The organism is Streptomyces sp. NPDC107765 (genome assembly GCF_055657085.1).
Map to the genome: position 1 here is coordinate 116913 of NZ_JBVKBL010000011.1, position 25395 is coordinate 142307.

The window sequence follows — 25395 nt, forward strand, 5'->3', positions numbered from 1 at the left end:
CTTCAGGGGTTTGGCCGGAACTCGCGTCTCCTGACGGGAAGTCGACGGTTCGCCGCCCCTTGGGGGCATCGGCGGCCCCTGTGAAGCGTGTGTCCCCAGTCTGAACGCTGGAAAGGGTGTTGTCGACCCGTCAGGGAGTGACCAAGGCACATTGACAAACAGCGCAGGCGGTTTTTAAATCTCCGAAGGCGGTAAACGGGACGTTCTCTTCCGTTGCAGCCGCCCCGTCGGTCGCGTGCCGCCCCAGGACAGCGGTGCGCCATGGCGAGACCGCCTCAGCCGTTACGAGTCGTCGACCGCGGGCCGCCCCACCAGCAGAGCCGGCAACGTCACCCGAACCCGCACCCCCACCGGAACCCGAAAGGTCTCCAGCCATGCGCGTAGCAACGGAAGTCCGCGAACGTCCCGTGAGAGGCGCACGGGGTACCGGAGTCGACACGCTCCGGGCCGCCGTCTTCGACCTGGACGGCACTCTCGCCAACACCCTGCCCGCCATCAGCAAACTGTTGGTCAAGGTGGCTTCGGAGCAGGGCTGCTCGGTGACCGCGCGGCAGGCGGCGGCGGCCATCGGCAAGCCGCCCGGCCCGGCCTTCGGCCGGCTGCTGGGCCGTCCCGAGGACGACAGCCGGGTGCAGGCCGCCATCAACCGCTACCGCGAGCTGTTCTCCTACGAAGTGCTCTGTCAGGGACCGCAGCTGCTCTTCCCCGGCGTGAGCGCGGGGCTGTCCGCACTGCGCGCCCACGGCGTCGAACTGGCGGTCGCCACGTCCAAGCCCACCCGCAGCGCCGAGGCGCTGCTCGACGTCATGGGCATCCGCGACCTGGTCGGGCCGGTCATCGGCCAGGACATGGTCCGGCGCGGCAAGCCGCACCCGGAGCTGGTGCTGCGGGCGGCCGGCCGGCTGGGGGTCGCGGCCTGGCAGACCGCCTACGTGGGGGACACCGTGGGGGACATGAGGATGGCGGTCACCGCGCGGATGGAGCCGGTCGCGGTGACGTACGGGGTCGGCACGTTCGGCGAGTTGGCCGCGGTCGCCGGTACGCGCATGTGCGGTTCGTTCAAGGACGTGGTGTCGGTGATCGCCGCCGCCCGGCCGCGCCCCGCCATGGCCGCCGGAGCCGCGGGCGCCGCGCGGGCCGTACAGCGCCGCCGCTGACGCGCCGCGGCCGTCACGGCCCGGCCGTCACCTCACGCACGTAACGGGCGCCCGCCGCCTGCAAGGTGTCGTGCAGCCGGCCGAAGACCTCCGCGGCGCGGCCACCCGGCCAGTCCTCCGGCAGGAGGGGAGAGGGCAGTCCGGGATCCGCGTACGGCAGACGGCGCCAGGCGTCCAGGGCCAGCAGATAGTCGTGGTAGGCGGCCTCGCCCGGCACCGTGCGCCGCCGTGACCACCGGCGCAGCACCGGCTCCTGCTCCGCCAGGAAGGCGCGGTGCTGCGCGGCGATGGCGTCCAGGTCCCACCACCGCGCCACCGACGAGGCCGTCGGCGCGAAACCCGCATGGGTACCGGTGAACAGCTCGACGTAGGGGGCGAGTTCGAGCCGCTCCAGGGTGTGCCGGGTCTCCTCGTAGAGGTGGGCGGGGGCGATCCACACACCCGGGGCGGCGGTACCGAAGCCCAGCCGGGCCAGCCGTGAGCGCAGCAGGTGCCGTTTGTGCCGCTCCTCCTCGGGGACGGAGAAGACGGCCAGCACCCAGCCGTCGGACAGCCGCGCGGCCGGCCGGCCGAAGATCCGCCGGTCACCGTCGTCCAGCAGCTGGCGGCCCGCGTCCGACAGCCCGTAGCCGGCCGCCCCGGTGACGGTCCGCCCGGGGACGAGCAGGCCGCGCCGCTTGAGGCGGGAGACCGAGGAACGCACCGACGGCGGATCGACACCCAGCACGCCGAGCAGCCGGATCAGCGCGGCGACCGGCACCGGCCCGGCCGGCTGGTCCGCCGGGCCGGGCTCGTCGCGCCCGTACGCACCGTAGAAGGTGACGATCAGGGACCGGGGGGTGCGCTGTGTCTGCTGGTCGGTCACCGGATCACTGTAGATCGACGACCGGGTGCGGCCCGCGGGACGGGTCGGCCGCCTCTTGCGGCGCGCGCAGCCGGAAGCGCTGGAGCTTGCCGGTCGGGGTGCGCGGCAGCGCGGTGTGGAAGACGATCTCGCGCGGGCATTTGTACGGGGCGATGCGGGACTTGGTGAAGGCGCGCAGCGCGGCGACGGTGTCCGGGCCCTGGGGTACACCGGCCCGCAGGACGACGTGGGCGACCACCACCTGCCCGCGCTCCTCGTCCGGTCGCCCGACGACCGCGGCCTCGGTCACGTCGGGGTGGTGCAGCAGGGCGTCCTCCACCTCGGGGCCGGCGATGTTGTACCCGGCCGAGATGATCATGTCGTCCGCGCGGGCCACATAGCGGAAGTAGCCGTCCGGCTCGCGGACATAGGTGTCGCCGGTGAGGTTCCAGCCGTCCCGCACGTACGCGGTCTGCCGCGGGTCCGCGAGGTAGCGGCAGCCCGTCGGGCCGCGGACCGCCAGCAGTCCGGGCTCGCCGTCCGGCACCGGCGCGCCGTCCGCGTCCACCACCCGCGCCTCGAAGCCCGGCACCGGCAGGCCCGTGGTGCCGGGCCGGATCGCCTCGTCGGCGGCCGCGATGAAGATGTGCAGCAGTTCCGTGGCGCCGATGCCGTTGATGATCCGCAGACCGGTCGCCTCGTACCAGGACTGCCAGGTGGCGGCGGGCAGGTTCTCCCCGGCCGACACGCAGCGGCGCAGCGAGGAGACGTCGTGCCCGGCGAGCCGGGGCAGCATCGCGCGGTAGGCGGTCGGCGCGGTGAACAGCACCGAGATCCGGTGCCGGGCGATGTCGCCGAGCAGCCGCTCGGGTCCGCCCCAGTCGGCGAGCAGGGCCGAGGCGCCGGCCCGCAGCGGGAAGATGACCAGCCCGCCGAGGCCGAAGGTGAAGCCCAGCGGCGGGCTGCCGGCGAACACGTCGTCCGGGGTGGGCCGCAGCACCTGTGCGGAGAAGGTGTCGGCGATGGCGAGCACGTCCCGGTGGAAGTGCAGACAGCCCTTGGGGCGGCCGGTGGTGCCGGAGGTGAAGGCGATCAGCGCGACGTCGTCGGCCGCGGTCGGCACCGCCGGGTACGGGGCGCCGCCGGGCCGGGCCAGGTGCCGCAGATCGCCCGGTCCGTCGCCGCCGTACGTCGTGATGCGCAGCCCGGGGACCTGGGCCTTCGCGAGGTCGTCGACCGCCTCGGCCGCGCACAGGGCGTGCTGCACCTGTGCCAGCCCGCAGATCGTGGCGAGTTCGTCGGGGCGCTGGGAGGCCAGCACCGTCACCGCGACCGCGCCGGCCTTCATCACGGCGAGCCAGCAGGCGGCCAGCCAGGGGGTGGTGGGGCCGCGGAGCAGGACGCGGTTGCCGGGGCGCACACCCAGCGGACCGGTGAGCGCGTGCGCGATCGCGTCCACCCGGGCGCGCAGTTCCCCGTACGTCCAGACCCGGCCGGCCGCATCGCGCAGCGCGGGCCGGTCGGCGCCGTACCGGGCGAGGGAGCCGTCCAGCAACTCGGCGCCGCAGTTCAGCCGGTCGGGATAGCCCAGGTCGGTCAGGTGCGGCCACTGCTCGCGAGGTGGCAGCCGGTCGCGCGCGAAGGTGTCGGTGTGGGCCGAGGACCGTGGCTCCATGGCGGTGCGCCCCCTAGGACGGCCGGGTGGCCGGCTCGGTCGGCTGCTCGTCCCTCCGGCCGGGACCGGCCGACGAGCCGTCGAGACTGCTCCAGAACTGTCTGTTGTCCAGGGACTGTCCGTCGCTCAAGGGCTGTCCCTCGCCCCGGGGGCTGCCGTGCGGATCCGTCGTCAGCGTAACGTGTTCGTGACGGCAGTCAACAGACCGCGATAGAGGACCGCTACCAGGGAGCCGCCTCGTGACTGTATTCGCGCTGGGACCGGACGAGCAGGAATGGTGCGCCGCGTTGCGCGCCATGACGGCCGAACGGCTGAGCCCGCTCGCCGAGAAGGGGACCGAGGGCCGGGTCAACCGCCCCCTGGTCGCCGCCCTCGGCGAACTCGGCCTGCTGCGCCGCCTGTTCCCGGACGACGGGCCGCCGCGCGCCCTGGACCTGTGCCTGCTGCGGGAGTCCCTCGCCCAGGAGTGCACGGAGGCGGAGACCGCCCTCGCGCTCCAGGGGCTGGGGACCTGTCCGGTCGTCCAGTCGGGGACCGAGGCGCAGCGCGCCCGCTGGGTGCCCGAGGTCGTCGCCGGCCGCGCGGTCGCCGCCTTCGCGCTGAGCGAGCCGGACGCGGGCTCGGACGCCGCCGCGCTGTCTTTGGCCGCCGAGCCGGACGGGCCGGGGCGCTGGCGGCTGACCGGCGAGAAGTGCTGGATCTCCAACGCGCCCGAGGCGGACTTCGCCACCGTCTTCGCCCGCACCGGCGGCGCGCCGGGGTCCCGCGGCGTCACCGCCTTCCTGGTGCCCGCCGACCGGCCCGGCCTGACCGGCACGCACCTGGAACTGCTCAGCCCGCACCCCATCGGCACGCTGGTCTTCGACGGCACCCCGGTGACCGGTGAGGACGTCCTGGGCGAGGTGGACGGCGGCTTCGCCGTCGCGATGCGCACGCTGAACCTCTTCCGGCCGAGCGTGGGCGCCTTCGCGGTCGGTATGGCGCAGGCCGCGCTGGACGCCGCGGTGGCGCACGCCGGCGCGCGCACCGCGTTCGGCGGACCGCTGAAGGACCTGCAGTCCGTCGGCCACCAGCTCGCCGAAATGGCCACCCGCACCGAGGCGGCCCGCCTCCTGGTCTACGCGGCGGCCACCGCGTACGACACCGGGGCCCGCGACATCGCCCGCCGCTCGGCGATGGCCAAGCTGCTGGCCACCGAGACCGCGCAGTACGTGGTCGACGCCGCCGTCCAGATCCACGGCGCCCGCGCGCTGCGCCGTGGCCACCTCCTGGAGCACCTCTACCGCGAGGTCCGGGCTCCGCGCATCTACGAGGGCGCCACGGAGGTGCAGCGCTCGATCATCGCGAAGGAGCTCTACCGGGCCTGACCGCCGACGGCGGGCCGGTGCCGCGCACGGCCCGCCGACCGGCGGTCACCCACCGTTCCGACGGGCGATTGTCAGTGCCGAATGTCAGGCTGAATCCAGAGAGGATCCGCGAAGGGAAACGCCATGATCACTACTGACTTCGTCCCCGGCTCCCCGTGCTGGCTCGATCTGGGTGCGCCCGACGTCGAGGTCGCGACGGCCTTCTACCGAGCGGTGTTCGGCTGGCGGTCGGAGCCGTTCGGTGACCAGCAGGCGGGCGGATACACGCTCTTCCGGCTCGACGGGAAGGCGGTGGGCGCGGTCGGCCCGCTCACCGAGGACGGCGCCGCGTCGGCCTGGACGATCTACTTCCACACCCCCGACGCGGACGCCACGGTCAAGGCGGTGGAGCGGGCGGGCGGCTCGGTCCGTTCGCAGCCGGTCATGGTCGGCGCCGAGGACGGCCGCTTCGCGCAGCTCACGGACCCGCAGGGCGCGGACTTCGCCGTCTGGCAGCCCGCGCGGTACCCGGGCTTCGAGGCCGCCGACGCCCCGGGCAGCCTGGGCTGGACGGAGCTGTACACCACCGACCCGGCCGCCGCCCAGACCTTCTACCGATCCGTCTTCGACTGGCACACCCAGGACATGCCGCTCCCCGCCGGAGGCGGCACCTACACCCTCCTCACCCCCGCGCACTGCGGCGACGACCGCACGCACGGCGGCCTCATGGGCGTCCCCACCGACCTCCTCGCCCCCACCGGCAAGCCCTACTGGCACCCCGTCTTCATCTCCAAGGACTGCGACGCCACCGTCGGCCTGGTGACCGGCAACGGCGGCACCCTCTCCATGGGCCCCGAAACCGCCGAGGGCGTCGGCCGCCTCGCCGTCTGCACGGACTCCGCAGGCGCCGAATTCGTCGTCCTCACGCCGCACGGAGCGCTGTGACGCCGGGACCCCGGCAGGCGCGGCACGCCCCGGCTGACGGCAGCCGGGGGCGGGTGCCTGCCCGAACTGCCGCAGCCGGGGCCGGCGTTCAGATGTCCCGGAAGATCTCGATCTGGGCGCCGATGGAGTTGAGGCGGGCCGCGAGGTCCTCGTAGCCGCGGTTGATGACGTAGACGTTGCGCAGGACGGAGGTGCCTTCGGCGGCCATCATGGCGAGGAGGACGACGACGGCGGGGCGCAGGGCCGGGGGGCACATCATTTCCGCGGAGCGCCAGCGGGTCGGGCCGTCGACCAGGACCCGGTGCGGGTCGAGCAGTTTGACCTGGGCGCCGAGGCGGTTGAGGTCCGTGAGGTAGATCGCGCGGTTGTCGTAGACCCAGTCGTGGATCAGGGTCTGGCCCTGGGCGCTGCCCGCGATCGCCGCGAAGAAGGGGACGTTGTCGATGTTCAGGCCCGGGAAGGGCATCGGGTGGATCTTGTCCAGCGGGGCCTGGAGTTTGGAGGGGCGGACGGTCAGGTCGATCAGCCGGGTGCGGCCGTTGTCGGCGGCGTACTCCGTGCTGCGTTCGTGGTCCAGGCCCATCTCCTCCAGGACCGCGAGCTCGATCTCCAGGAACTCCACCGGCACCCGGCGGATGGTCAGTTCCGACTCGGTGACGACCGCGGCGGCCAGCAGGCTCATCGCCTCGACCGGGTCCTCGGAGGGGGCGTAGTCCACATCGCGCTCGATGTGCGCGATGCCGTGCACGGTGAGCGTGGTGGTGCCGATGCCGTCGACCCGGACGCCCAACTCCTCCAGGAAGAAGCAGAGGTCCTGGACCATGTAGTTGGAGGAGGCGTTGCGGATGACCGTGACGCCGTCGTGCCGGGCCGCCGCCAGCAGGGCGTTCTCGGTGACGGTGTCCCCGCGCTCGGTCAGCACGATCGCGCGCTTGGGGGTGACGGTGCGGTCGACCTCGCCGAGGTAGGTGCCGTCGGTCGCGGTGATCTCCAGCCCGAAGTGCCGCAGCGCCGCCATGTGCGGGGTGACGGTCCGGGTGCCGAGGTCGCAGCCGCCCGCGTACGGCAGCTTGAAGCGGTCCATGCGGTGCAGCAGCGGACCGAGGAACATGATGACGCTGCGGGTGCGGCGGGCCGCCTCCAAGTCCATGGAGTCCAGGTCGAGTTCCGCGGGCGGCACGATCTCCAGGTCGTTGCCGTCGTTGATCCAGCGGGTGCGTACGCCGATGCTGCCGAGCACTTCGAGGATGCGGTAGACCTCCTCGATGCGGGCCACCCGGCGCAGAGTTGTGCGTCCGGCGTTCAGCAGAGTGGCGCAGAGCAGCGCCACGCAGGCGTTCTTGCTCGTCTTCACGTCGATGCTGCCGGACAGCCGGCGGCCACCGACCACCCGCAGATGCATCGGGCCGGCATAGCCGAGCGAGACGATCTCACTGTCCAGCGCCTCGCCGATGCGAGCGATCATCTCAAGGCTGATGTTCTGATTCCCGCGTTCGATGCGATTCACCGCACTCTGGCTTGTGCCGAGCGCCTCCGCGAGCTGCGTCTGCGTCCAGCCCCGGTGTTGCCGGGCGTCACGGATGAGCTTGCCGATGCGTACGAGGTAGTCGTCTGCCATGGGGCGACCGTATCTCAGATATGAGATGGGTATGCAATTGATGGTGGTTGAGTTGTTCTATTAGTATGCGAATAAGTGGGGGTGGTTGAGGGTGGGTCACCGACGGTGTGTGCGCGATGCCGTGGGGCGTAGGACCAACGGGCCCTATTCGGCTGGTACCCCCAATGGCGCACTAAATACTGCGCAAAGGGCCTTTGGCGAGTGAAGGGCGTGAAAGGTGTGAAAAGCGTGAAAGGGATGAAAGGTGCGACAGGGGTCGGGGACGGGGCGCGGTCGCGTTCCGGGTTGGCGTCGAGCGGTCCCTGGTGGGCCCTGATCGCCGCGTTCCCTTTCGTCGCCGTGCCCACCACCGTCGTGCTCGTGTACGCCGTCGTCGCCGACCGGCTGCCCGAACCGCTCGCGACCCACTTCGCCACCGGCGGCCGGGCCGACGGCTATGGCACCGCCCCGGACTTTCTGACGGGGGTTCTGGGGCTCCTCCTGGTAAGCGGCGCCGTCTTCGGTGCCCTCCTCCAGGTGCGTGCGTTCCGCCCCGCCACCCCTTGGCTGATCGCCGGCGGTTACGCCACGGCCGCCGGGGTCGGCTATCCCGGCTGCCTCACCCTGCTCCTCAACGACGGCGTCGCCGATGCCTCGGCCGTACGGCTGCCCTTGTGGCATCTGCCCGCGATGGTGGTGGTCGCCCTGGCCGCCGGTGTACTCGGCCGGCTGCTGGCCGGCGCCCCGCCCCGGCTGCCGCACCCGGAGTCCGGCCGGGCACCCCGGCTTGATCTCCCGGCCGGCACGGCCGCCGGCTGGTCACGCACCATCAGCTCACCCCTGATGGCCGTCCTCGGCGGCGTGCTGCTCTGCGGCGGGCTGGTCCTCGGCGTCCTCGTCGACTGGTGGGCGAGCCTGAGCCTGATCCTCGCGGCGGCCGTGGTCCTTCCGTTCGCCTCCGTGCGGGTGACCGTCGACCGTCGCGGCCTGACCGTCGCGCCCACCCTGCTGCCCTCGCGGCTCCGCATCCGGCAGGTGCCCCTCGACCGCATCACGGAGGCCACCGGCCGGCCGATCGCCGCCCTGCGGGAGTACGGCGGCTGGGGCTACCGCATCCGCCCCGGCGGCAGCGGGCTCATACTGCGCTCGGGTGACGGCATCGTGGTGACGCTCACCGGCGGCCGGACGTTCGCGGTGACGGTCGACGACGCGGCCACCGCCGCTGCCCTGCTCAACACGTACGCGGACCGCGCGCGGTCGCAGAAAGGAGGCTGAGGTGCTCTTCCGGGTCGATCCCGGCTCGTCCGTCCCGCTCGGCGACCAGATCGCGGCATCGGTCCGCGGGGCGATCGCCGACGGCAGCGTCAGCACCGGGGAGCGGCTGCCGGCCGCCCGCGAACTCGCCGCGTCCCTGGGCGTGAACGTGCACACGGTCCTGCGCGGCTATCAGCGCCTCAAGGAAGAGGGCCTGATCGAACTCCGCCGCGGCCGCGGCGCGGTCGTCACCGGCACCACCTCGCCGGCCCGCGCCCGCCTCGGCGAGACCGCCGCCCGTCTGATCGCCGAGGCCCGCCAACTGGGGCTCTCGGACGACGAGATCGTGGGGGTGGTGCGGGTGGGGCTTAACGGGCGGTGAGGGAGCGGGCGGACGAGCGGTGAGGGGCAGGCGGACGGGCAGTGAAGGGGCGGGCGGAACGGTGCGAGCCGGTCGCCCGGCCGTTGCGCGGCACCCCAGGGCCGGTGCGGGGGCCGCTGGTCGTTGCGCGCCGCCCCGCTCTCGTCCGGCCCCTCCCCGTGCTGCGCCGTCCGGGCCACACTGCAGCCATGGAACCCACCCAGGACCGGCGCACCGACGCCCTCCTCCAGCGCTTCCACACCGCCCTGCACACGCGGCTTCCGCTCCGGGCCCTGTGGGCGCACGGTTCGCTGGGCGGCGGGGACTACCAGGAGGGCCGTAGCGACCTCGACCTGATCGCGGTCCTCGACCGTCCCCCCACCCCGGAGGACGAACGCGAGATCGGTGCGCTGCACCGCACGCTGGACGCCGGCGACCCGCTCGCCCGGCACCTGCACTGCAGCTACCTGGTCGCCGATGACACCGCCGCCGACCCCGGACGCAGCCACCTCACCTGGGCCCACCGGGAGGTGCTGCGCCGCCCGGTCACCCCCGTCACCCGGCGCGAACTCCACACGTTCGGCCGCGTCCTTACCGGTGACGCCCCCGGTGCGCTGCTCCCGCCGGTGACCGATGCCGAGCTCGCCGCCTACATCCGTCACGACCTGCGGAGTTACTGGCGGCCCGCCCTGGACCACCCGGCGCGCTGGCTCCAGGACGTCTGGGTCGACCTCGGACTGCTGACCCTCGCCCGCGCCACGGTGACCCTTCGCGACGGCACCCTCATCACCAAGGCCGCGGCGCTGACCGTCCTCGGCGAACTCGGTGCCCCGGACGCCGTCGTCACCGACATCGAAAACCGGCGGTACGGCCCCCGGTCCGCCCTCGTGCCCGCGGACCCGGACCGCCCCGGTCCCTCGCCCTGGCACCTTCGCCGCGCCGACCTCACCCGCGCCTTCCTCGGCCCGGCCCTCGACCGGACCCTCGTGACGTACGGAGAGGGCCGGGCTTGAGACGTCAACTGCACGGAGAATAACCGGAGTTGAGCGTGTCCGGTGTCGAACGGGCGCGGCGTTCCGGGGTCGGTGAAAGCGGGCAATTGCCGTGATCTAGATTGGGCCGGGTGACCACTCGCCCCTCCCGTGACGAAGCCCCGACGTCAACGTCGACGCCCTCGCAGACGCCTGCGCCGACCCCGGCTCCCGGCCGTTCCGGGTCCCGCGCCCGGGTGCGGGGGATCGCGCTCGGCGTCGTGCCGCTGGTGGCGCTGCTCGCCGTGGTGGGGTTCGCGCCGCTGCCGTACTCGGTGGCGCGGCCCGGGCAGACCACGGACGTGCTGGGGAAGCACGGTGGCGGGGAGGTCATCGCCGTCAGCGGTGCCCCGGTGCGTAAGACCCGCGGCCAGCTGCGGATGGTGGCGATCCAGGCGACCGGCCCGCATGTCGACATCCACCTGGGCCAGGTGGTCGACGCCTGGTTCCGTCCGGATCGTGCGGTGATGCCCAAAGATGCCGTCTTTCCTTCCGGAAAGTCCGATGCGCAGGTCGCCCAGCACAACCTCGCGGACATGAAGTCCTCCCAGCGGTCCGCCGTCGCCGCCTCGCTCGGGCTGCTGCACAAGGACCCGGACCAGGTGAAGGTGAAGCTGACGCTGGACGACGTGGGCGGGCCCAGCGCCGGGCTGATGTTCTCGCTCGGCATCGTCGACAAGCTGGCCGGCGACGGCAGCGGCGGCGACCTCACCGGCGGTCGCACCATCGCCGGTACGGGGACCATCGACGCCGACGGCACGGTGGGTGCGGTCGGTGGCGCGGCGCTCAAGACACAGGCGGCGCGGCGCGACGGGGCGAGTGTCTTCCTCGTGCCGGAGGAGGAGTGCGCACAGGTGCAGCCCGCACCGGCGGGGCTGCGGCTGGTCCCCGTCACCACGCTCAAGAGCGCGGTGCAGGCACTGCGCGCACTGGCCCGTGGCGGCACGGTCCCCCACTGCTGAGGCGGCCCACGCGACTCCTCGAGCAGCGGTCCTCCATCGCCGGTTGCCCTCACTCGCCGTCGGTCGATGACCTCGGTGTCCTGGTCATCGTCCTGTCCTCGTCCTCGTCCTCGTCGAGGATGGTCAGGTCCAGCCGCCGCAGCCGCGCGAGGTCGGCCAGGATGTTGATCTCGACGATCCTTCCGTGCGCGAGGGTGAAGCCCATGACGGAGAAGAGCCGGCCGTTGTGCACCGTGACCACCCCCGGCGCGCCGTTGACCAGGGCCGGCCGGGCGGACAGCGCCAACCGGGAGAACAGCAGGGCCTGTTCGACGACCGGCCGGGCCCCGCGGACCAGTTTCGAGATGCCGCCGGGCGCGGCACCGGCGTCCGCCCGCAGCACCACGTCCGGGTCGAGCACCGCGAGCAGCGCGTCGAAGTCACCCCCGCGCGAGGCGGCGAGGAAGGCCTCGACCACCTCCCGCTGGCGGGTGAGATCGGAGTCCGGAACCGGCGCCGTGCCCCGGACCCGCCGGCGGGCGCGGCTGGCGAGCTGCCGGGTGGCGGCCGGTGTGCGGTCGATGACCGGCGCGATCTCGTCGAAGGGCATCGCGAACATGTCGTGGAGCACGAACGCCAGCCGTTCGGCGGGGGTGAGGGTCTCCAGAACGACCAGCAGGGCGAGCCCCACCGAGTCGGCCAGCAGTGCCTCCTGTTCCGGGTCGACGCGGTCCGGGGAGCTCACGATCGGCTCGGGGACGTGCGTGTCGAGGGGGTCCTCACGACGCGCCTTGCGCATCCGCAGCTGGTCCAGGCAGACCCGGCCCACGATCGTGGTCAGCCAGCCGCCCAGGTTCTCCACCCCGTCCACGCCGGACCGGCTCAGCCGCAGCCAGGCCTCCTGCACGGCGTCATCCGCCTCGCTGAGCGAGCCGAGCATCCGGTAGGCCACCGCCCGCAGATGCCTCCGGTTCTCCTCGAACTGCTCCGCCAGCCACTGGGCGTCGGTCATCGCTCTCCTGCTTCCCCGTCGAGGTGCGTCATGAGGATGACGTAGCGGACCGGCACGATGTGACGGTCACGTGAGGGCATGGAGTTGTCACGCCGCGTCGTGCGAGGTCATCGCCGACCCGGCCCGCCTGTGCCGGCTCGCGCTCGTCGCCCTGTATGTGCAACCCGTGCCGGAAGCGTCACCGCCCGCGTGCGGGGAAAGCGGGCACAGGAAAGTCGGGGCATGACCGCGCCGCCTCGATGTACTAGAGTTATCTCGACATCGAGATATCTGCCGAGAGGCGTACCGCTGCCGCTCTAGTAAGGCGTACCTAACTTAGGCTCACCTTAGCGGATGGGGCGAAAGCCCGTGACGGCAGGATGCGGTGGTACGCGCGAATTCATGCATGAAGGAGACTGTCGTGTCGGCGAACAGCTTCGACGCCCGCAGCACGCTGCGCGTGGGCGACGAGTCGTACGAGATCTTCAAGCTGGACAAGGTCGAGGGCTCCGCTCGCCTTCCCTACAGCCTGAAGGTGCTGCTGGAGAACCTGCTCCGCACCGAGGACGGCGCGAACATCACCGCCGACCACATCCGGGCGCTCGGCAACTGGGACTCGCAGGCCCAGCCCAGCCAGGAGATCCAGTTCACGCCGGCCCGCGTGATCATGCAGGACTTCACCGGCGTGCCGTGTGTCGTGGACCTCGCCACCATGCGTGAGGCCGTGAAGGAGCTGGGCGGCGACCCGGCGAAGATCAACCCGCTGGCCCCGGCCGAGCTGGTCATCGACCACTCCGTCATCGCCGACAAGTTCGGCACGAAGGACGCCTTCGGCCAGAACGTGGAGCTGGAGTACGGCCGCAACAAGGAGCGCTACCAGTTCCTGCGCTGGGGCCAGAAGGCGTTCAACGAGTTCGCCGTCGTCCCGCCCGGCACCGGCATCGTCCACCAGGTCAACATCGAGTACCTGGCCCGCACCGTCATGGTCCGCGGCGGCCAGGCGTACCCCGACACCCTGGTCGGCACCGACTCGCACACCACGATGGTCAACGGCCTGGGCGTCCTGGGCTGGGGCGTCGGCGGCATCGAGGCCGAGGCCGCGATGCTCGGCCAGCCGGTCTCCATGCTCATCCCGCGCGTCGTCGGCTTCAAGCTGACCGGTGAGCTCAAGCCCGGCACCACCGCCACCGACCTCGTGCTCACCATCACCGAGATGCTGCGCAAGCACGGCGTCGTCGGCAAGTTCGTCGAGTTCTACGGTGAGGGCGTCGCCGCCACCTCCCTCGCCAACCGCGCCACCATCGGCAACATGTCGCCCGAGTTCGGCTCCACCGCCGCGATCTTCCCGATCGACGACGAGACCCTGAACTACCTGCGCCTGACCGGGCGTGACGCCAAGCAGGTCGCCCTGGTCGAGGCGTACGCCAAGGAGCAGGGCCTCTGGCTGGACCCGAAGGCCGAGCCGGACTTCTCCGAGAAGCTGGAGCTGGACCTCTCCACCGTCGTCCCGTCGATCGCCGGCCCGAAGCGCCCGCAGGACCGCATCGTCCTCGCCAACGCCGCCGAGCAGTTCAAGCTGGACGTCCGCAACTACGTCGACGTGGTGGACGAGGCGGGCCAGGAGTCCTTCCCGGCCTCCGACGCCCCGGCCGTCCACCCCAACGGTGCGCCGTCCAACCCCTGCACCGTCACCGCCCCCGACGGCTCGACCTACACCCTCGACCACGGTGCGGTGACCGTCGCGGCCATCACCTCCTGCACCAACACCTCGAACCCGTACGTCATGGTCGCCGCGGCGCTGGTCGCCAAGAAGGCCGTCGAGAAGGGCCTGACCCGCAAGCCGTGGGTCAAGACCACCCTCGCCCCGGGCTCGAAGGTCGTCACCGACTACTTCGACAAGGCCGGTCTGACGCCGTACCTGGACAAGGTCGGCTTCAACCTCGTCGGCTACGGCTGCACCACCTGCATCGGCAACTCCGGCCCGCTGCCGGAGGAGGTCTCCAAGGCCGTCAACGACCACGACCTGGCCGTGACCTCGGTGCTCTCCGGCAACCGCAACTTCGAGGGCCGGATCAACCCCGACGTCAAGATGAACTACCTGGCCTCGCCGCCGCTGGTCGTCGCCTACGCCCTCGCCGGCTCCATGAAGGTCGACATCACCCGCGACGCCCTGGGCACCGACCAGGACGGCAACCCGGTCTACCTGAAGGACATCTGGCCGACCGAGGCCGAGGTGAACGACGTCGTCGCCAACGCCATCGGCGAGGACATGTTCTCCAAGTCCTACAGCGACGTCTTCGCGGGCGACGCCCAGTGGAACGCGCTCCCGGTCCCGACCGGCAACACCTTCGAGTGGGACGCCGAGTCCACCTACGTCCGCAAGCCCCCCTACTTCGAGGGCATGCAGATGGACCCGGCGCCGGTCCAGGACATCACCGGCGCCCGCGTCCTCGCCAAGCTGGGCGACTCGGTCACCACCGACCACATCTCCCCGGCCGGTGCGATCAAGGCCGACACCCCGGCCGGCCAGTACCTCACCGAGCACGGCGTCGAGCGTCGCGACTTCAACTCCTACGGCTCCCGCCGTGGTAACCACGAGGTCATGATCCGCGGCACCTTCGCCAACATCCGCCTGCGCAACCAGATCGCGCCGGGCACCGAGGGCGGCTACACCCGCGACTTCACCCAGGCCGACGCGCCGGTGTCGTTCATCTACGACGCCTCGCGCAACTACATCGACCAGGGCATCCCGCTGGTCGTCCTGGCCGGCAAGGAGTACGGCTCCGGCTCGTCCCGCGACTGGGCCGCCAAGGGCACCGCGCTGCTCGGCGTCAAGGCCGTCATCGCCGAGTCCTACGAGCGCATCCACCGCTCGAACCTCATCGGCATGGGCGTGCTGCCGCTGCAGTTCCCCGAGGGCCGCAACGCCGAGTCGCTCGGCCTGACCGGTGAGGAGACCTTCTCCATCGCCGGCGTGACCGAGCTGAACGACGGCACCACGCCGCGTACGGTCAAGGTCACCACCGACACGGGCGTCGAGTTCGACGCGGTCGTCCGCATCGACACCCCCGGTGAGGCCGACTACTACCGCAACGGCGGCATCATGCAGTACGTGCTGCGGTCGCTGATCCGGAAGTAATCCCCGGCAGCCGCAACCGGCTACTGCGCCAAGACGGGCCGCACTCCCTCTGCCGAGGGGGTGCGGCCCGTCCGCGTGGGCGCGGCCGGTGAGGCGCCCCCGGTCACCGGCTTGCCGGCGCTCCCAGCAGCTCGACCTCGGCGAGCGTGGCGGTGCCGTCGGGCACCAGCCGGTAGTGCCGGTGGTCCGCCGGGCGGGCGAGCGCGAAGACCCGGGTCTGCCGGTCCCAGGCGAACGATTCGCCGGAGCGGCGGTCCAGCACCGTCCAGTGCGTGCCGTCCGCGGAGCCCTCCAGCCGCCAGCCGGCCGGGGCGGTGCCGCGGTCGGCCGAGGTGAGCGTGTACGAGGTGACCCGGGCCGGCCGGGGCAGGTCGATCGGCGCCGCGGTGAGCGGGGCCGCCGTGTCGGAGGTGTTGTCGAAGAGCGGGCCGGCGGACGGGTCGGTGGTGTCCGCCGGCGGCACCGGCACCTCGTCGTCCTTGGTGAGGGACGTGGGCGCGGCGTGCGGGCCGGTGCCCCAGGAGGACGGCCGGTCGCCCATGGTGAATTCGAGGGTGCCGCCGCGGGCGAGCAGCCGGTGCGGCAGCGCGGTGGAATTCCACGGCTTTCCGTCGACCCGGAGGTCCTGGACGTAGATGTTGCGGGCGTTGTTGCGCGGGGCCTCGATGACGAGATCGCGGCCGTTCTCCAGGTGGACCGTGGCCTTGGGGAACAGCGGTGAGCCCACCGCGTATTCGCCCTGGCCCATCACCAGCGGGTAGAAGCCGAGCGCGCTGAAGACGTACCACGCGGACATCTCGCCGTTGTCCTCGTCGCCCGGATATCCCTGGCCGATCTCACTGCCGAGATAGAGCCGGGAGAGCGCCTGACGGACCTTCTCCTGGGTCTTCCAGGGCTGCCCGGTCGCGTCGTAGAGATAGGCGATGTGGTGCGACGGCTGGTTGCTGTGGCCGTACATGCCCATCCGGGTGTCGCGGGCCTCGGTCATTTCGTGGATCACACCGCCGTAGGAGCCGGCGAATTCCTTGGCGGCGGTTTCCGGGGTGGAGAAGTAGGCGTCCAGCTTCTTCGCCAGCGCGGCGCGGCCGCCGTAGAGGTTGGCCAGCCCCCGGGTGTCCTGCGGCGCGGTGAAGGCGGCGGTCCAGGCGTTGGTCTCGGTGTAGTCGTTGCCCCAGACCCGGGGGTCGAACTTCTGCGAGGGCAGCCGCCAGTGGCCCTCGGCGTCCTTGCCCTGGAAGAAGCCGATCCGGTCGTCGAAGAGCTTGACGTAATTCCGGGCGCGACCCAGGAAGTAGTCGGACTCCTCCTTGTAGCGGGGCTTCTTGGTCTTCTCGTAGAGCGCCTGGCCCATACGGGCGATGCCGAAGTCGTTGAGACAGCCCTCCAGCGCCCAGGACATGCCCTCACGGGTGTCGGTGCTCGTATAGCCGAGGAAGGGCGCGGTGTTCATGCCCTTGCGGCCGACGCCGGAGCCGGGCGGGGCGACCGTGGCGTTCTTGACGGCGGCGGCATAGGCGGCCTCGGCGTCGAATTCCACGCCCTTGACGTAGGCGTCGGCGAAGGCCACGTCGGAACTCGTACCGGTCATCAGGTCCGCGTATCCGGGCGAGGACCACCGCGAGATCCAGCCGCCGTCCTTGTACTGCTGGACGAAACCGTCGACCATTTTCCCGGCCCGCCGCGGGGTGAGCAGCGAATAGGCCGGCCAGGTGGTCCGATAGGTGTCCCAGAAGCCGTTGTTGACGTAGATCTGCCCGTCGACGATCTTCGATCCGGTGCGGGTCGGGGTGTCCGGGCCGGTCTGCGGGGAGAACGGGCTCGCATAGCGGCTGCGCGAACCGACCTGCTCGAAGCCGGAGTTGGGGTAGAGGTAGAGCCGGTAGAGGTTCGAGTAGAGGGTGGTCAGCTGGTCGCGGGTGGCGCCCTCGACCTCGATCCGGCCGAGGAGCGCGTCCCACTGTGCCTGGGCCCGCCGCTCGACGGTGCCGAAGGCGGTGCCGGCCGGGATCTCCCGGTTCAGGTTCGCCCGGGCCTGGTCCACGCTGATCAGGGAGGTGGCGATCCGCATCGTCACGGTCCGGTCGGCGCCCGGGCGGAACCGGAGGTACCCGGTGACGTCCTTGCCGCCCCCTCCTGCCAGCCGGCCCCCGCCGGTGACCGGCGCGTCGAAGACGCCGTAGACGAAGAGCCGGGTGGCGCCGACGGACAGCCCGCTGCGGACGTCCGAGAAGCCGGTGACCACACCGCGGTCGGTGTCCAGGCTCAGCCCGCCCTTGTTGTTGACGTTGTCGAAGATCAGGCTCGCCCGGTCGCCGGGGAAGGTGAAGCGCATCAGCGCGGCGTGGTCGGTCGGGGTGATCTCCGTCTTGAGGCCGTTGTCGAAGGTCACGCCGTAGTAGTGCGGCCGGGCGGTCTCGTTGCTGTGGTGGAACGGCAGCGCACGGCCGGTGCGGGAGGCGTCCGGGGTGCCGTCCGCGACGGACGGCATCACCTGGAAGGTCTGCCGGTCGCCCATCCAGGGGCTGGGTTCGTGGCTGGCGCTGAACGCCTGGAGGGTGGGCAGGTTGTCGGCGTTGTTCTTCCGCGCGTACTCGTAGAGCCAGTCGGCGGAGTTCGCGTTGGTCACCGGGGTCCAGAAGTTGAAGCCGTTGGGGACGGCGGTGGCCGGGAAGGTGTTGCCGCGCGAGAAGCTGCCGCTGGAGAGGGTGCCGCGGGTGGTGACGGCGTAGTCCGACAGATGGGCGAGCGGTTTCTCCGGCGGAGTGGGCCGGAGGGTGATGTCGTCGACCCAGCCGCGGAAGGCGGGCGCGGCGGTGGGGGCCCTGGGCGCGTCGTAGACGACCAGGATCCGGTCGACGGTCTTGCCGGCGGCGACCGCGCCGATCCGCGAGGTGCGGTGGTTCCACTGGTTGACGTAGAGGGTCTTGGACGCGGCCTGGCCCTGCGGGGTCAGCGGAGCGCCGTGCTGGTCGACCGCGGACAGGTCGCTGAGGTAGGTGCCGTCGGTGAAGGCCAGATCCACCGCGACATGGGTCGCGGGGTAGGACAGATCGGTCGTGGCCATCTCCGGGAAGACCAGGTACGAGAGCGAAGTCGACGCCGTGACCGGGACGTTGACGTCGAAGATCTTGTTGTACGCGTAGCCGTGGCCGTCGGCGGTGTGGATGCCGGCGTACCGCAGCGCATGCCCGCCGGTGAAGCCGGCGTGGGCCTTGGCGGTGGGGGAGTCGGTGGGGCCGGTGTCGGGGCGGGTGGTCATGCCGGGCGCCGCCGGGGTGGTCTCCGGGCTCACGCCGTCGGTCCGGGGTCTGCCGTCGGGGCCGGTCTCGGCGGTGTCGGTCCAGTCCGGGCTGGGCTGGCCGGGTTCGAAGGAGGAGCTGAACTCCGCGTCCGCGCGGGGGGTATGGGGTGGCGCGGCCCGGGCCGGGCCGGGAAGGGTGAGGACGAGCAGAACGGCCGCCGTGAGGGCGGCCGGGCGGGTGATGTCCCGCAGCTGACGGTGCCGGTGTCGGATCCGCACGCGAGCCCTCTCAACCAGGTTGACATCGTTGTCAGTTGAATGGCGCCAAGGCAAACAGAGATAAGTAACGTGCGTGGGGACTTTGGTGTCAAGGGTGCGACTGCGATCGGGGTGCCGGTCGTGTCGCGGGGTGATCCGGCGGGCCACCGGCGGCAGATGCGCCGCATGTCCGCGAGGTCTCAACTAGGGAAAGATGCCCGGCCAACCCTGCATTCGATCTTGCCCCTTCGGCTGGAAGTGGACTATACCTGTCGGCGTCCGACCGGCCGTACGACCCAGGCCGTGGATCCGGGGGGAAGGCGGGGAACGGATGAATGACCCGCATTTCTCTAGCAGGCCCGGTGCACATCCCGTACAACTCAGCTTCATCTGACCTGCGGTGCCGGGGTGGCTCCGGTACACCGCCTGAGTCCTGAAGAAGGCGAGGACTTGAGCATGGGATCCACCTCAGAATTCAATCGTCGTGATCTGGTCAAGCGAGCGGCCGCCCTGGGGATCGTCGCGGTACCGGCCATGAGCGTGCTGTCCGCCTGTGCCAGCGGCGGTGGCGGCGACGAGGACAAGGTCGAAAAGGGCAAGAAGTCGGCGAAGAATCCGCTGGCGGTCAACGAGTCGGCCGGCCTCGACGTGGTCATCTTCGACGGCGGATTCGGCGACAAATACGCCAAGGACGCCCAGGCCCTGTACGTCAAGGACTTCCCGAAGGCCGACGGCAAGGTCAAGCTGTCCTCCACCCAGAAGATCCAGTCGACCCTGCAGCCGCGCTTCAACGGCGGAAACCCCCCGGACCTGGTCGACAACTCCGGTGCCGAGCAGATGGATTTCGGCACGCTGGTGGCCAAGGACCAGCTGACCGACCTCACCCCGCTCCTGGACGCCCCCTCCGTCGACGACCCGAACAAGAAGGTGCGCGACACCCTGCGCCCCGGCGTCGTGGAAATGGGGCAGTTCGGCGGCAAGGAGACCTGGATCCTCTACTACGCCTACACGGTGTACGGGGTGTGGTACTCCCGGAGCAATCTGCACAAGCTCGACGCGGAATACCCCGAAACCTGGGACGACATGCTCGCGCTCTGCGCGAAGGCCAAGAAGAAGGGCGTCGCGGGCTGGACGTACCCCGGTAAGTACCCGTACTACCTGCCCTTCAGCCTCTACCCGTTCATCGCGAAGATCGGCGGCGAAGAGGTCCTGAAGAAGATCGACAATCTGGAGCCCAACGCCTGGAAGGACCCGGCGGTCAAGGCGGCCTTCGAGGCCTATTACGAGCTGTACCGCAAGGGCTATGTGCTGAAGGGCTCGCCCGGCCTGGACCACCTCCAGTCGCAGAAGGCCTGGGCCGAGGGCAAGGCGCTGTTCATTCCCAACGGCTCCTGGGTGGAGAACGAGTCGGCCAAGCAGATCGCGAAGAACCCGCACTTCGACCTCGCGGTCGGCGCCCCGTCCAGTCTGTCCTCCTCCGACAAGATGCCGTACGGCACGATCTGGGCGTCCGGCGGTGAGCCGTACATCGTCCCGAGGAAGGCCCGGAACGCCGAGGGCGGAATGGAATTGCTGCGCATCATGCTCAGCAAGCAGTCCGCGCAGAACTTCATCAAGCAGGTGTCCTCGCTGACCTCGCTCAACGGCGGCACGGAAGGACTGAAGCTGCCGCCGGGCCTGGCATCGGCGCAGGCCGCACTGCAGAAGGCGGGCCAGAACATCGTCAATCCGCGGCTGCAGGACTGGTACGTGGCGCTGCAGAAGGAACGCATCGGGGTCGGCGCGCTGGGCGAGATGATGGCCGGCCGGATGACGCCCGACGAGGCCATCGCGAAGATCCAGAAGTATGCGGACGAAACCCGCGACGATTCCAGCGTGAAGAAGTACAAGCGCTGACGGATACGTCGTCCGACGCGTCACCGGCGGTGGGAACGCAGGCAGAGAGCGGGATCGGTAGTCATGAAGCACGGTAAGTACCGTTTCATCGCGGGGTTCTTGGTGCTCCCGCTGGCGATTTATGCGATCTTCGTGATCTCGCCATTCCTCCAGGCCATCTACTACTCCTTCACGGACTGGACCGGACTGAGTCCGGACCTGAAGATGGTCGGGTTCGACAATTACGCCCGCCTCTTCAAGGACGAGGTGTTCTGGGCCGCGGTGGGCAACAGCGTCACGCTGTTGCTGCTGCTGCCGGTGGTGACGCTCTCGCTCGGCCTGTTCTTCGCATTCATGCTCAACGTCGGTGGCCGCCGCCGGAAGAAGGCGGTCATCGGCGGGGTGCGCGGCTCGGGCACCTACAAAATCCTCTACTTCTTCCCGCAGGTGCTGTCGGTGCCGATCGTGGCGCTGCTCTTCCAGTTCGCCTACAACCCGGAGAGCGGCGCCCTGAACGCGTTCTTCAAGGCGATCGGGCTCGATGGTGTGCAGCCCGACTGGCTGGGGGATCCGCAGCTCGCGCTGTGGTGCGTGATGGCCGCCATGGTGTGGGCCAACGTCGGTTTCTACGTCGTGCTGTTCTCGGCCGGTATGAGTTCCATTCCGAAGGACTTCTACGAGGCCGCGCTGCTGGACGGCGCGAACCGCTTCAACACCTTCTTCCGGATCACCCTGCCGCTGCTGTGGGACACCGTGCAGACCGGCTGGATCTACATGGGCATTCTCGCCCTGGACGTTTCGGCCTTCGCGTTCGTGCAGATCATGAGCGTCGGCCCGGGCGGTCCCGACTATTCGACCGAGGTCCTTCCGCTGTACGTGTACCAGAAGACGTTCCGCGACGGTCAGGCCGGTTATGCGACCGCCATCGGCGTTTCCCTGCTGATCGTGACCCTGATCTTCTCGGGCATCGTCATGCGGCTGGGACGCCGCGAGCGACTGGAGTTCTGATGAGCGCGCAGACCGACCCCGCGGACCTCCCGGGCGTCACCAAGGAGCAGGGGTCGCCCGGCGGGGCCGCCTCGCGGGTGCCCGGACCGCGCGCCGGACGCGGCGGCCCGGACGGAACGGCCGGCCGGGACGGCGGCGGCGAGGGCCGGGTCCTCAACGTCTTCTCGCACGGAGTCCTGGTCATCTGGGGCCTGTTGGTGACCATGCCGCTGCTGTGGGCGGTGGTCAGCTCCTTCAAGGACGACACCGAGATCTTCGGCTCGCCCTGGAGCCTGCCCTCGGTGCTGCACTTCGACAACTGGGCCCGCGCCTGGGACAAGGCGAACATGGGCCAGTACTTCCTCAACTCGCTGATCGTGGTGGGCGGTTCGCTGATCGGCACGATGCTGCTCGGGTCGATGGCGGCCTATGTGCTGGCCCGTTTCGACTTCCCCGGCAACCGCTTCCTCTACTTCCTGTTCGTCGGCGGCATGGGCTTTCCGGTCATCCTCGCGCTGGTGCCGCTGTTCTTCGTCATGAAGAACATGACGCTGCTGGACAGCTATCACGGCCTGATCCTGGTCTACATCGCCTATTCGCTGCCGTTCACGGTCTTCTTCCTGAGCGGCTTCTTCCGGACGTTGCCCACCTCGGTGGCCGAGGCCGCGCTGATCGACGGTGCCTCGCACACCCGCACCTTCTTCCAGGTCATGCTGCCGATGGCCAAACCCGGTCTGATCAGCGTCGGGATCTTCAACTTCCTCGGGCAGTGGAACCAGTACCTGCTGCCGACGGTGCTCAACGTCGGTGATCCGGACAAGAAGATGCTCACCCAGGGACTGGTGGCACTGGCGGTGAGCCAGGGATACAAGGGCGACTGGTCGGGACTGTTCGCGGGTCTGACGATCGCGATGCTCCCGGTGCTCGCCGCGTACATCATCTTCCAGCGCCAGGTGGTGGCCGGGCTGACCGCCGGCGCGCTCAAGTAGTGCCTGATCAGACCGTGCCTCCCGTCGGATTGCCGGCGGGAGGCCGGTGCGCTGTGCTGGTTTCGGGGTGCCTGGAGGACTTGACGGGAGGTGGCCCGGGCGGCTCAGCTTAGATTCACATGTTGGAGACAAGCCGGGCCCCGCTGCTGTGGTCCGGCAAGGCGGGCGGTCGTCGCGCCGTCCGTCCCAGGCGGGAGTGGATGAGTCGATGGAGACTCCGGGGTCGCAGTCCTCGCTGCACCGGGCCAATCTGGAGCGGGTGGTACGCGCGGTACGCATGGCGGGCTCGCTCACCCAGGCGGAGATCGCCCGGAGCACGGGGCTGTCCGCGGCCACCGTCTCCAACATCGTCCGGGAACTGAAGGACGGCGGCACCGTCGAGGTCACCCCCACGTCGGCGGGCGGCCGGCGGGCGCGCAGCGTCTCGCTCTCCGGTGACGCGGGCATCGTCGTGGGCGTCGACTTCGGCCACTCCCACCTGCGGGTGGCGGTCGGCAACCTGGCGCACCAGGTGCTCGCCGAGGAGGCCGAGCCGATCGATGTGGACGCCTCCGCCGCGGAGGGCTTCGACCGCGCGGAAGTGCTGGTCAACCGGCTGATCGAGGCGACCGGCATCGGCGCGGACAAGGTCATCGGCGTCGGCCTGGGCGTGCCCGGACCGATCGACGTGGAATCCGGGACGCTGGGCTCGACCGCGATCCTGCCGGGCTGGACGGGTACGAACCCCGGCCAGGAGCTGTCCGGGCGGCTGGGCGTGCCGGTCTACGTCGACAACGACGCCAACCTCGGTGCGCTGGGCGAGCTGGTCTGGGGTGGTGGCCGCGGGGCCGCCGACCTCGCGTACATCAAGGTCGCCAGCGGTGTCGGTGCCGGGCTGGTGATCAGCGGGCAGATCTACCGCGGGCCGGGCGGTACCGCGGGCGAGATCGGGCACATCACGCTGGACGAGTCCGGGCCGGTGTGCCGGTGCGGCAACCGCGGCTGCCTGGAGACCTTCACCGCGGCCCGGTACGTCCTGCCGCTGCTGCAGCCGAGCCACGGACCCGATCTGACCATGGCGCGGGTGGTCGAGCTGGCTCGCGAGGGCGACCCGGGCTGCCGGCGGGTCATCGCGGACGTAGGCCGCCATATCGGAAGTGGTGTGGCGAACCTGTGCAATCTGCTCAATCCCAGCCGAGTGGTGCTCGGCGGCGATCTCGCCGACGCCGGTGAGCTGGTGCTCGCGCCGATCCGCGAATCCGTCTCCCGGTACGCAATCCCCAGCGCCGCACGGCAGTTGGGCATCGTCACCGGCACGCTCGGCGGTCGCGCCGAGGTGCTGGGCGCGCTGGCGCTGGTGCTGAGCGAGATGGGCGATTCGACGCTGCTCGACGGCGCTCAGCACGTGGACGCACCCGCCCTGGCATAAGCGCTCTGCGTTCACACAGCTAACGCATGGCACCGTTGCCATCTCGTTAAGGATTTACTTCTTGACGGTCGGCTGGCGGCCGAGTTGACTTCCCCCACCTCGGCCGCAACGACGCGGCCTCGTCAGGGAGGCAACCCCAATGAACGTTTGGACGCGCCGCGTCGTCATAGGCACCGCCGCCGTTTCGATGGCTCTCTCCGTTGCCGCGTGCGGCAAGGCCGGAGACGGCGCCAAGGGCGGCGGTGGCGACAACAAGACCATCGGCCTGCTCCTGCCGGAGAACAAGACCACGCGTTACGAGACCTTCGACCGCCCGATGATGGAGGCGAAGATCAAGGAACTGTGCAGCGACTGCACGGTCAAGTACAACAACGCGGCGCAGGAGACCGAGACCCAGAAGAAGCAGTTCGACGCGCTGATCACCCAGGGTGTGAAGGTGATCATCCTGGACCCGGTCGACTACAAGGCCACCCAGTCGTGGGTGAACCAGGCCGCCAAGAAGGGCGTCAAGGTCATCGCCTACGACCGTCTGGCCGAGGGCAAAATTTCGGCCTATGTCTCCTACGACAACGAGAAGATCGGCCGCCTCCAGGGGCAGGCGCTGGTCAAGGCGCTCGGCGACAAGGCCAAGGACAGCAATGTCGTCATGATCAACGGCTCGCCGACCGACCCGAACATGCCGTTCTTCAAGAAGGGCGCACACAGCGTCCTCGACAAGCAGGTCAAGAAGATCGCGTACGAGCAGGACATCCCGGACTGGTCCTCGGACGAGGCCAACAAGAAGATGAACGCGGCCCTCGACTCGCTGGGCAAGGACGGCATCCAGGGCGTCTACTCCGGCAACGACGGCATGGCCGGCGGCATCATCACCGCGCTCAAGCAGAAGGGCGTCAAGGTCCCGGTCGGCGGCCAGGACGCCGAGCTCGCGGGTCTGCAGCGGCTCCTCAAGGGCGACCAGGCGTTCACCATCTACAAGCAGATCAAGCCGCAGGCCGACTCCACGGCCGAGATCGCGGTCAAGCTGCTCAAGGGCGAGAAGATCGACTCCCTGACGTCCACCAAGGTCGACAGCCTCAGCGGCGCGGTCAAGGGCATCCCCGCCAAGCTCTACGACGCGCAGATCGTGACCAAGGACAACATCGCCACCACGATCATCAAGGACAAGGTCTACAAGGCGAGCCAGATCTGCACCGGCGACGTCAAGAAGGCCTGCGCGGCGGCCGGCATCAAGTAGCCGGCGACAGCACCTACGCGCCATCTCCCGCGCGGCACCACCCCCTCGGTACCGCGTAAGGCATCCGGCCCCGGCCCGCGCCGACCCCTTCCGGGCGCGGGCGGGGCCCTCCCCGGCATCCA

Annotated in this window: 18 protein-coding genes; 13 read left to right on the forward strand and 5 right to left on the reverse strand. The window is 70.4% G+C overall.

Annotation, left to right across the window (positions count from 1 at the left end; all coding sequences use genetic code 11):
• Window positions 1-407 precede the first annotated feature (407 nt).
• A complete protein-coding gene (locus ACZ7MX_RS25565) occupies window positions 408-1157 on the forward strand; it encodes an HAD family hydrolase (protein WP_472135564.1) in 750 nt (249 codons plus the stop codon).
• A 13-nt stretch (window positions 1158-1170) separates the two neighbouring features.
• On the opposite strand, the gene ACZ7MX_RS25570 is transcribed toward ACZ7MX_RS25565, so the two are convergent.
• On the reverse strand, window positions 1171-2022 hold the full coding sequence (locus ACZ7MX_RS25570) for a PaaX family transcriptional regulator (protein ID WP_472135565.1): 852 nt from the start codon (window positions 2020-2022) through the stop codon (window positions 1171-1173).
• A 4-nt stretch (window positions 2023-2026) separates the two neighbouring features.
• Complete coding sequence (locus ACZ7MX_RS25575; RefSeq protein WP_472135566.1) at window positions 2027-3676, reverse strand: AMP-binding protein; 1650 nt, start codon at window positions 3674-3676, stop codon at window positions 2027-2029.
• Between the two features lie 239 nt (window positions 3677-3915).
• Between ACZ7MX_RS25575 and ACZ7MX_RS25580 the strand changes: the two genes are divergently transcribed.
• Together ACZ7MX_RS25580 and ACZ7MX_RS25585 are read left to right on the forward strand one after the other, a co-directional pair.
• Window positions 3916-5043 carry an acyl-CoA dehydrogenase family protein gene (locus ACZ7MX_RS25580; RefSeq protein ID WP_472135568.1) on the forward strand — a complete coding sequence of 376 codons (1128 nt, stop codon included), beginning with the start codon at window positions 3916-3918 and terminating at the stop codon, window positions 5041-5043.
• 123 nt (window positions 5044-5166) lie between these two features.
• Window positions 5167-5967, forward strand: coding sequence for a VOC family protein (locus tag ACZ7MX_RS25585; RefSeq protein WP_472135569.1), 801 nt, complete (start codon window positions 5167-5169; stop codon window positions 5965-5967).
• Between the two features lie 88 nt (window positions 5968-6055).
• Here ACZ7MX_RS25585 and ACZ7MX_RS25590 read toward each other — a convergent pair whose 3' ends face one another.
• Window positions 6056-7585, reverse strand: coding sequence for a helix-turn-helix domain-containing protein (locus ACZ7MX_RS25590; RefSeq protein ID WP_472135570.1), 1530 nt, complete (start codon window positions 7583-7585; stop codon window positions 6056-6058).
• Window positions 7586-7870: 285 nt separating this feature from the next.
• Here ACZ7MX_RS25590 and ACZ7MX_RS25595 point away from each other — a divergent pair, with 285 nt between their 5' ends.
• The 4 genes from ACZ7MX_RS25595 (at window position 7871) to ACZ7MX_RS25610 (ending at window position 11172) form a co-directional block, all read left to right on the forward strand.
• Window positions 7871-8839, forward strand: coding sequence for a DUF1648 domain-containing protein (locus ACZ7MX_RS25595; protein WP_472135571.1), 969 nt, complete (start codon window positions 7871-7873; stop codon window positions 8837-8839).
• Window position 8840: 1 nt separating this feature from the next.
• Entirely contained in the window at window positions 8841-9200 is a 360-nt protein-coding gene (locus ACZ7MX_RS25600) for a GntR family transcriptional regulator (protein WP_472135572.1), read from the forward strand.
• A gap of 188 nt (window positions 9201-9388) precedes the next feature.
• Complete coding sequence (locus ACZ7MX_RS25605) at window positions 9389-10192, forward strand: nucleotidyltransferase (protein ID WP_472135573.1); 804 nt, start codon at window positions 9389-9391, stop codon at window positions 10190-10192.
• A gap of 215 nt (window positions 10193-10407) precedes the next feature.
• A complete protein-coding gene (locus ACZ7MX_RS25610; protein WP_472135739.1) occupies window positions 10408-11172 on the forward strand; it encodes a S16 family serine protease in 765 nt (254 codons plus the stop codon).
• A 49-nt stretch (window positions 11173-11221) separates the two neighbouring features.
• On the opposite strand, the gene ACZ7MX_RS25615 is transcribed toward ACZ7MX_RS25610, so the two are convergent.
• Entirely contained in the window at window positions 11222-12163 is a 942-nt protein-coding gene (locus ACZ7MX_RS25615) for a sigma-70 family RNA polymerase sigma factor (protein ID WP_472135574.1), read from the reverse strand.
• 400 nt (window positions 12164-12563) lie between these two features.
• Here ACZ7MX_RS25615 and acnA point away from each other — a divergent pair, with 400 nt between their 5' ends.
• The gene (acnA, locus tag ACZ7MX_RS25620) at window positions 12564-15281 is read left to right on the forward strand and encodes an aconitate hydratase AcnA (protein ID WP_472135575.1); all 2718 of its coding nucleotides are present in this window, start codon (window positions 12564-12566) and stop codon (window positions 15279-15281) included.
• Between the two features lie 103 nt (window positions 15282-15384).
• On the opposite strand, the gene ACZ7MX_RS25625 is transcribed toward acnA, so the two are convergent.
• Complete coding sequence (locus ACZ7MX_RS25625; RefSeq protein ID WP_472135576.1) at window positions 15385-18801, reverse strand: GH92 family glycosyl hydrolase; 3417 nt, start codon at window positions 18799-18801, stop codon at window positions 15385-15387.
• A gap of 435 nt (window positions 18802-19236) precedes the next feature.
• On the opposite strand from ACZ7MX_RS25625, the gene ngcE reads away from it, so the two are divergent.
• From ngcE to ACZ7MX_RS25650, 5 genes are all read left to right on the forward strand, one after another.
• Complete coding sequence (gene ngcE / locus ACZ7MX_RS25630; protein ID WP_472135577.1) at window positions 19237-20676, forward strand: N-acetylglucosamine/diacetylchitobiose ABC transporter substrate-binding protein; 1440 nt, start codon at window positions 19237-19239, stop codon at window positions 20674-20676.
• Window positions 20677-20739: 63 nt separating this feature from the next.
• Window positions 20740-21663, forward strand: coding sequence for a carbohydrate ABC transporter permease (locus tag ACZ7MX_RS25635; protein ID WP_472135578.1), 924 nt, complete (start codon window positions 20740-20742; stop codon window positions 21661-21663).
• Window positions 21663-22631, forward strand: a complete 969-nt coding sequence (locus tag ACZ7MX_RS25640; protein WP_472135579.1) for a carbohydrate ABC transporter permease — start codon at window positions 21663-21665, stop codon at window positions 22629-22631. Before ACZ7MX_RS25635 ends, ACZ7MX_RS25640 begins: the two co-directional genes overlap by 1 nt.
• Window positions 22632-22839: 208 nt before the next feature.
• The gene (locus ACZ7MX_RS25645) at window positions 22840-24039 is read left to right on the forward strand and encodes an ROK family transcriptional regulator (RefSeq protein ID WP_472135580.1); all 1200 of its coding nucleotides are present in this window, start codon (window positions 22840-22842) and stop codon (window positions 24037-24039) included.
• Between the two features lie 139 nt (window positions 24040-24178).
• Window positions 24179-25273, forward strand: coding sequence for a substrate-binding domain-containing protein (locus ACZ7MX_RS25650; protein ID WP_472135581.1), 1095 nt, complete (start codon window positions 24179-24181; stop codon window positions 25271-25273).
• Window positions 25274-25395: the final 122 nt, after the last annotated feature.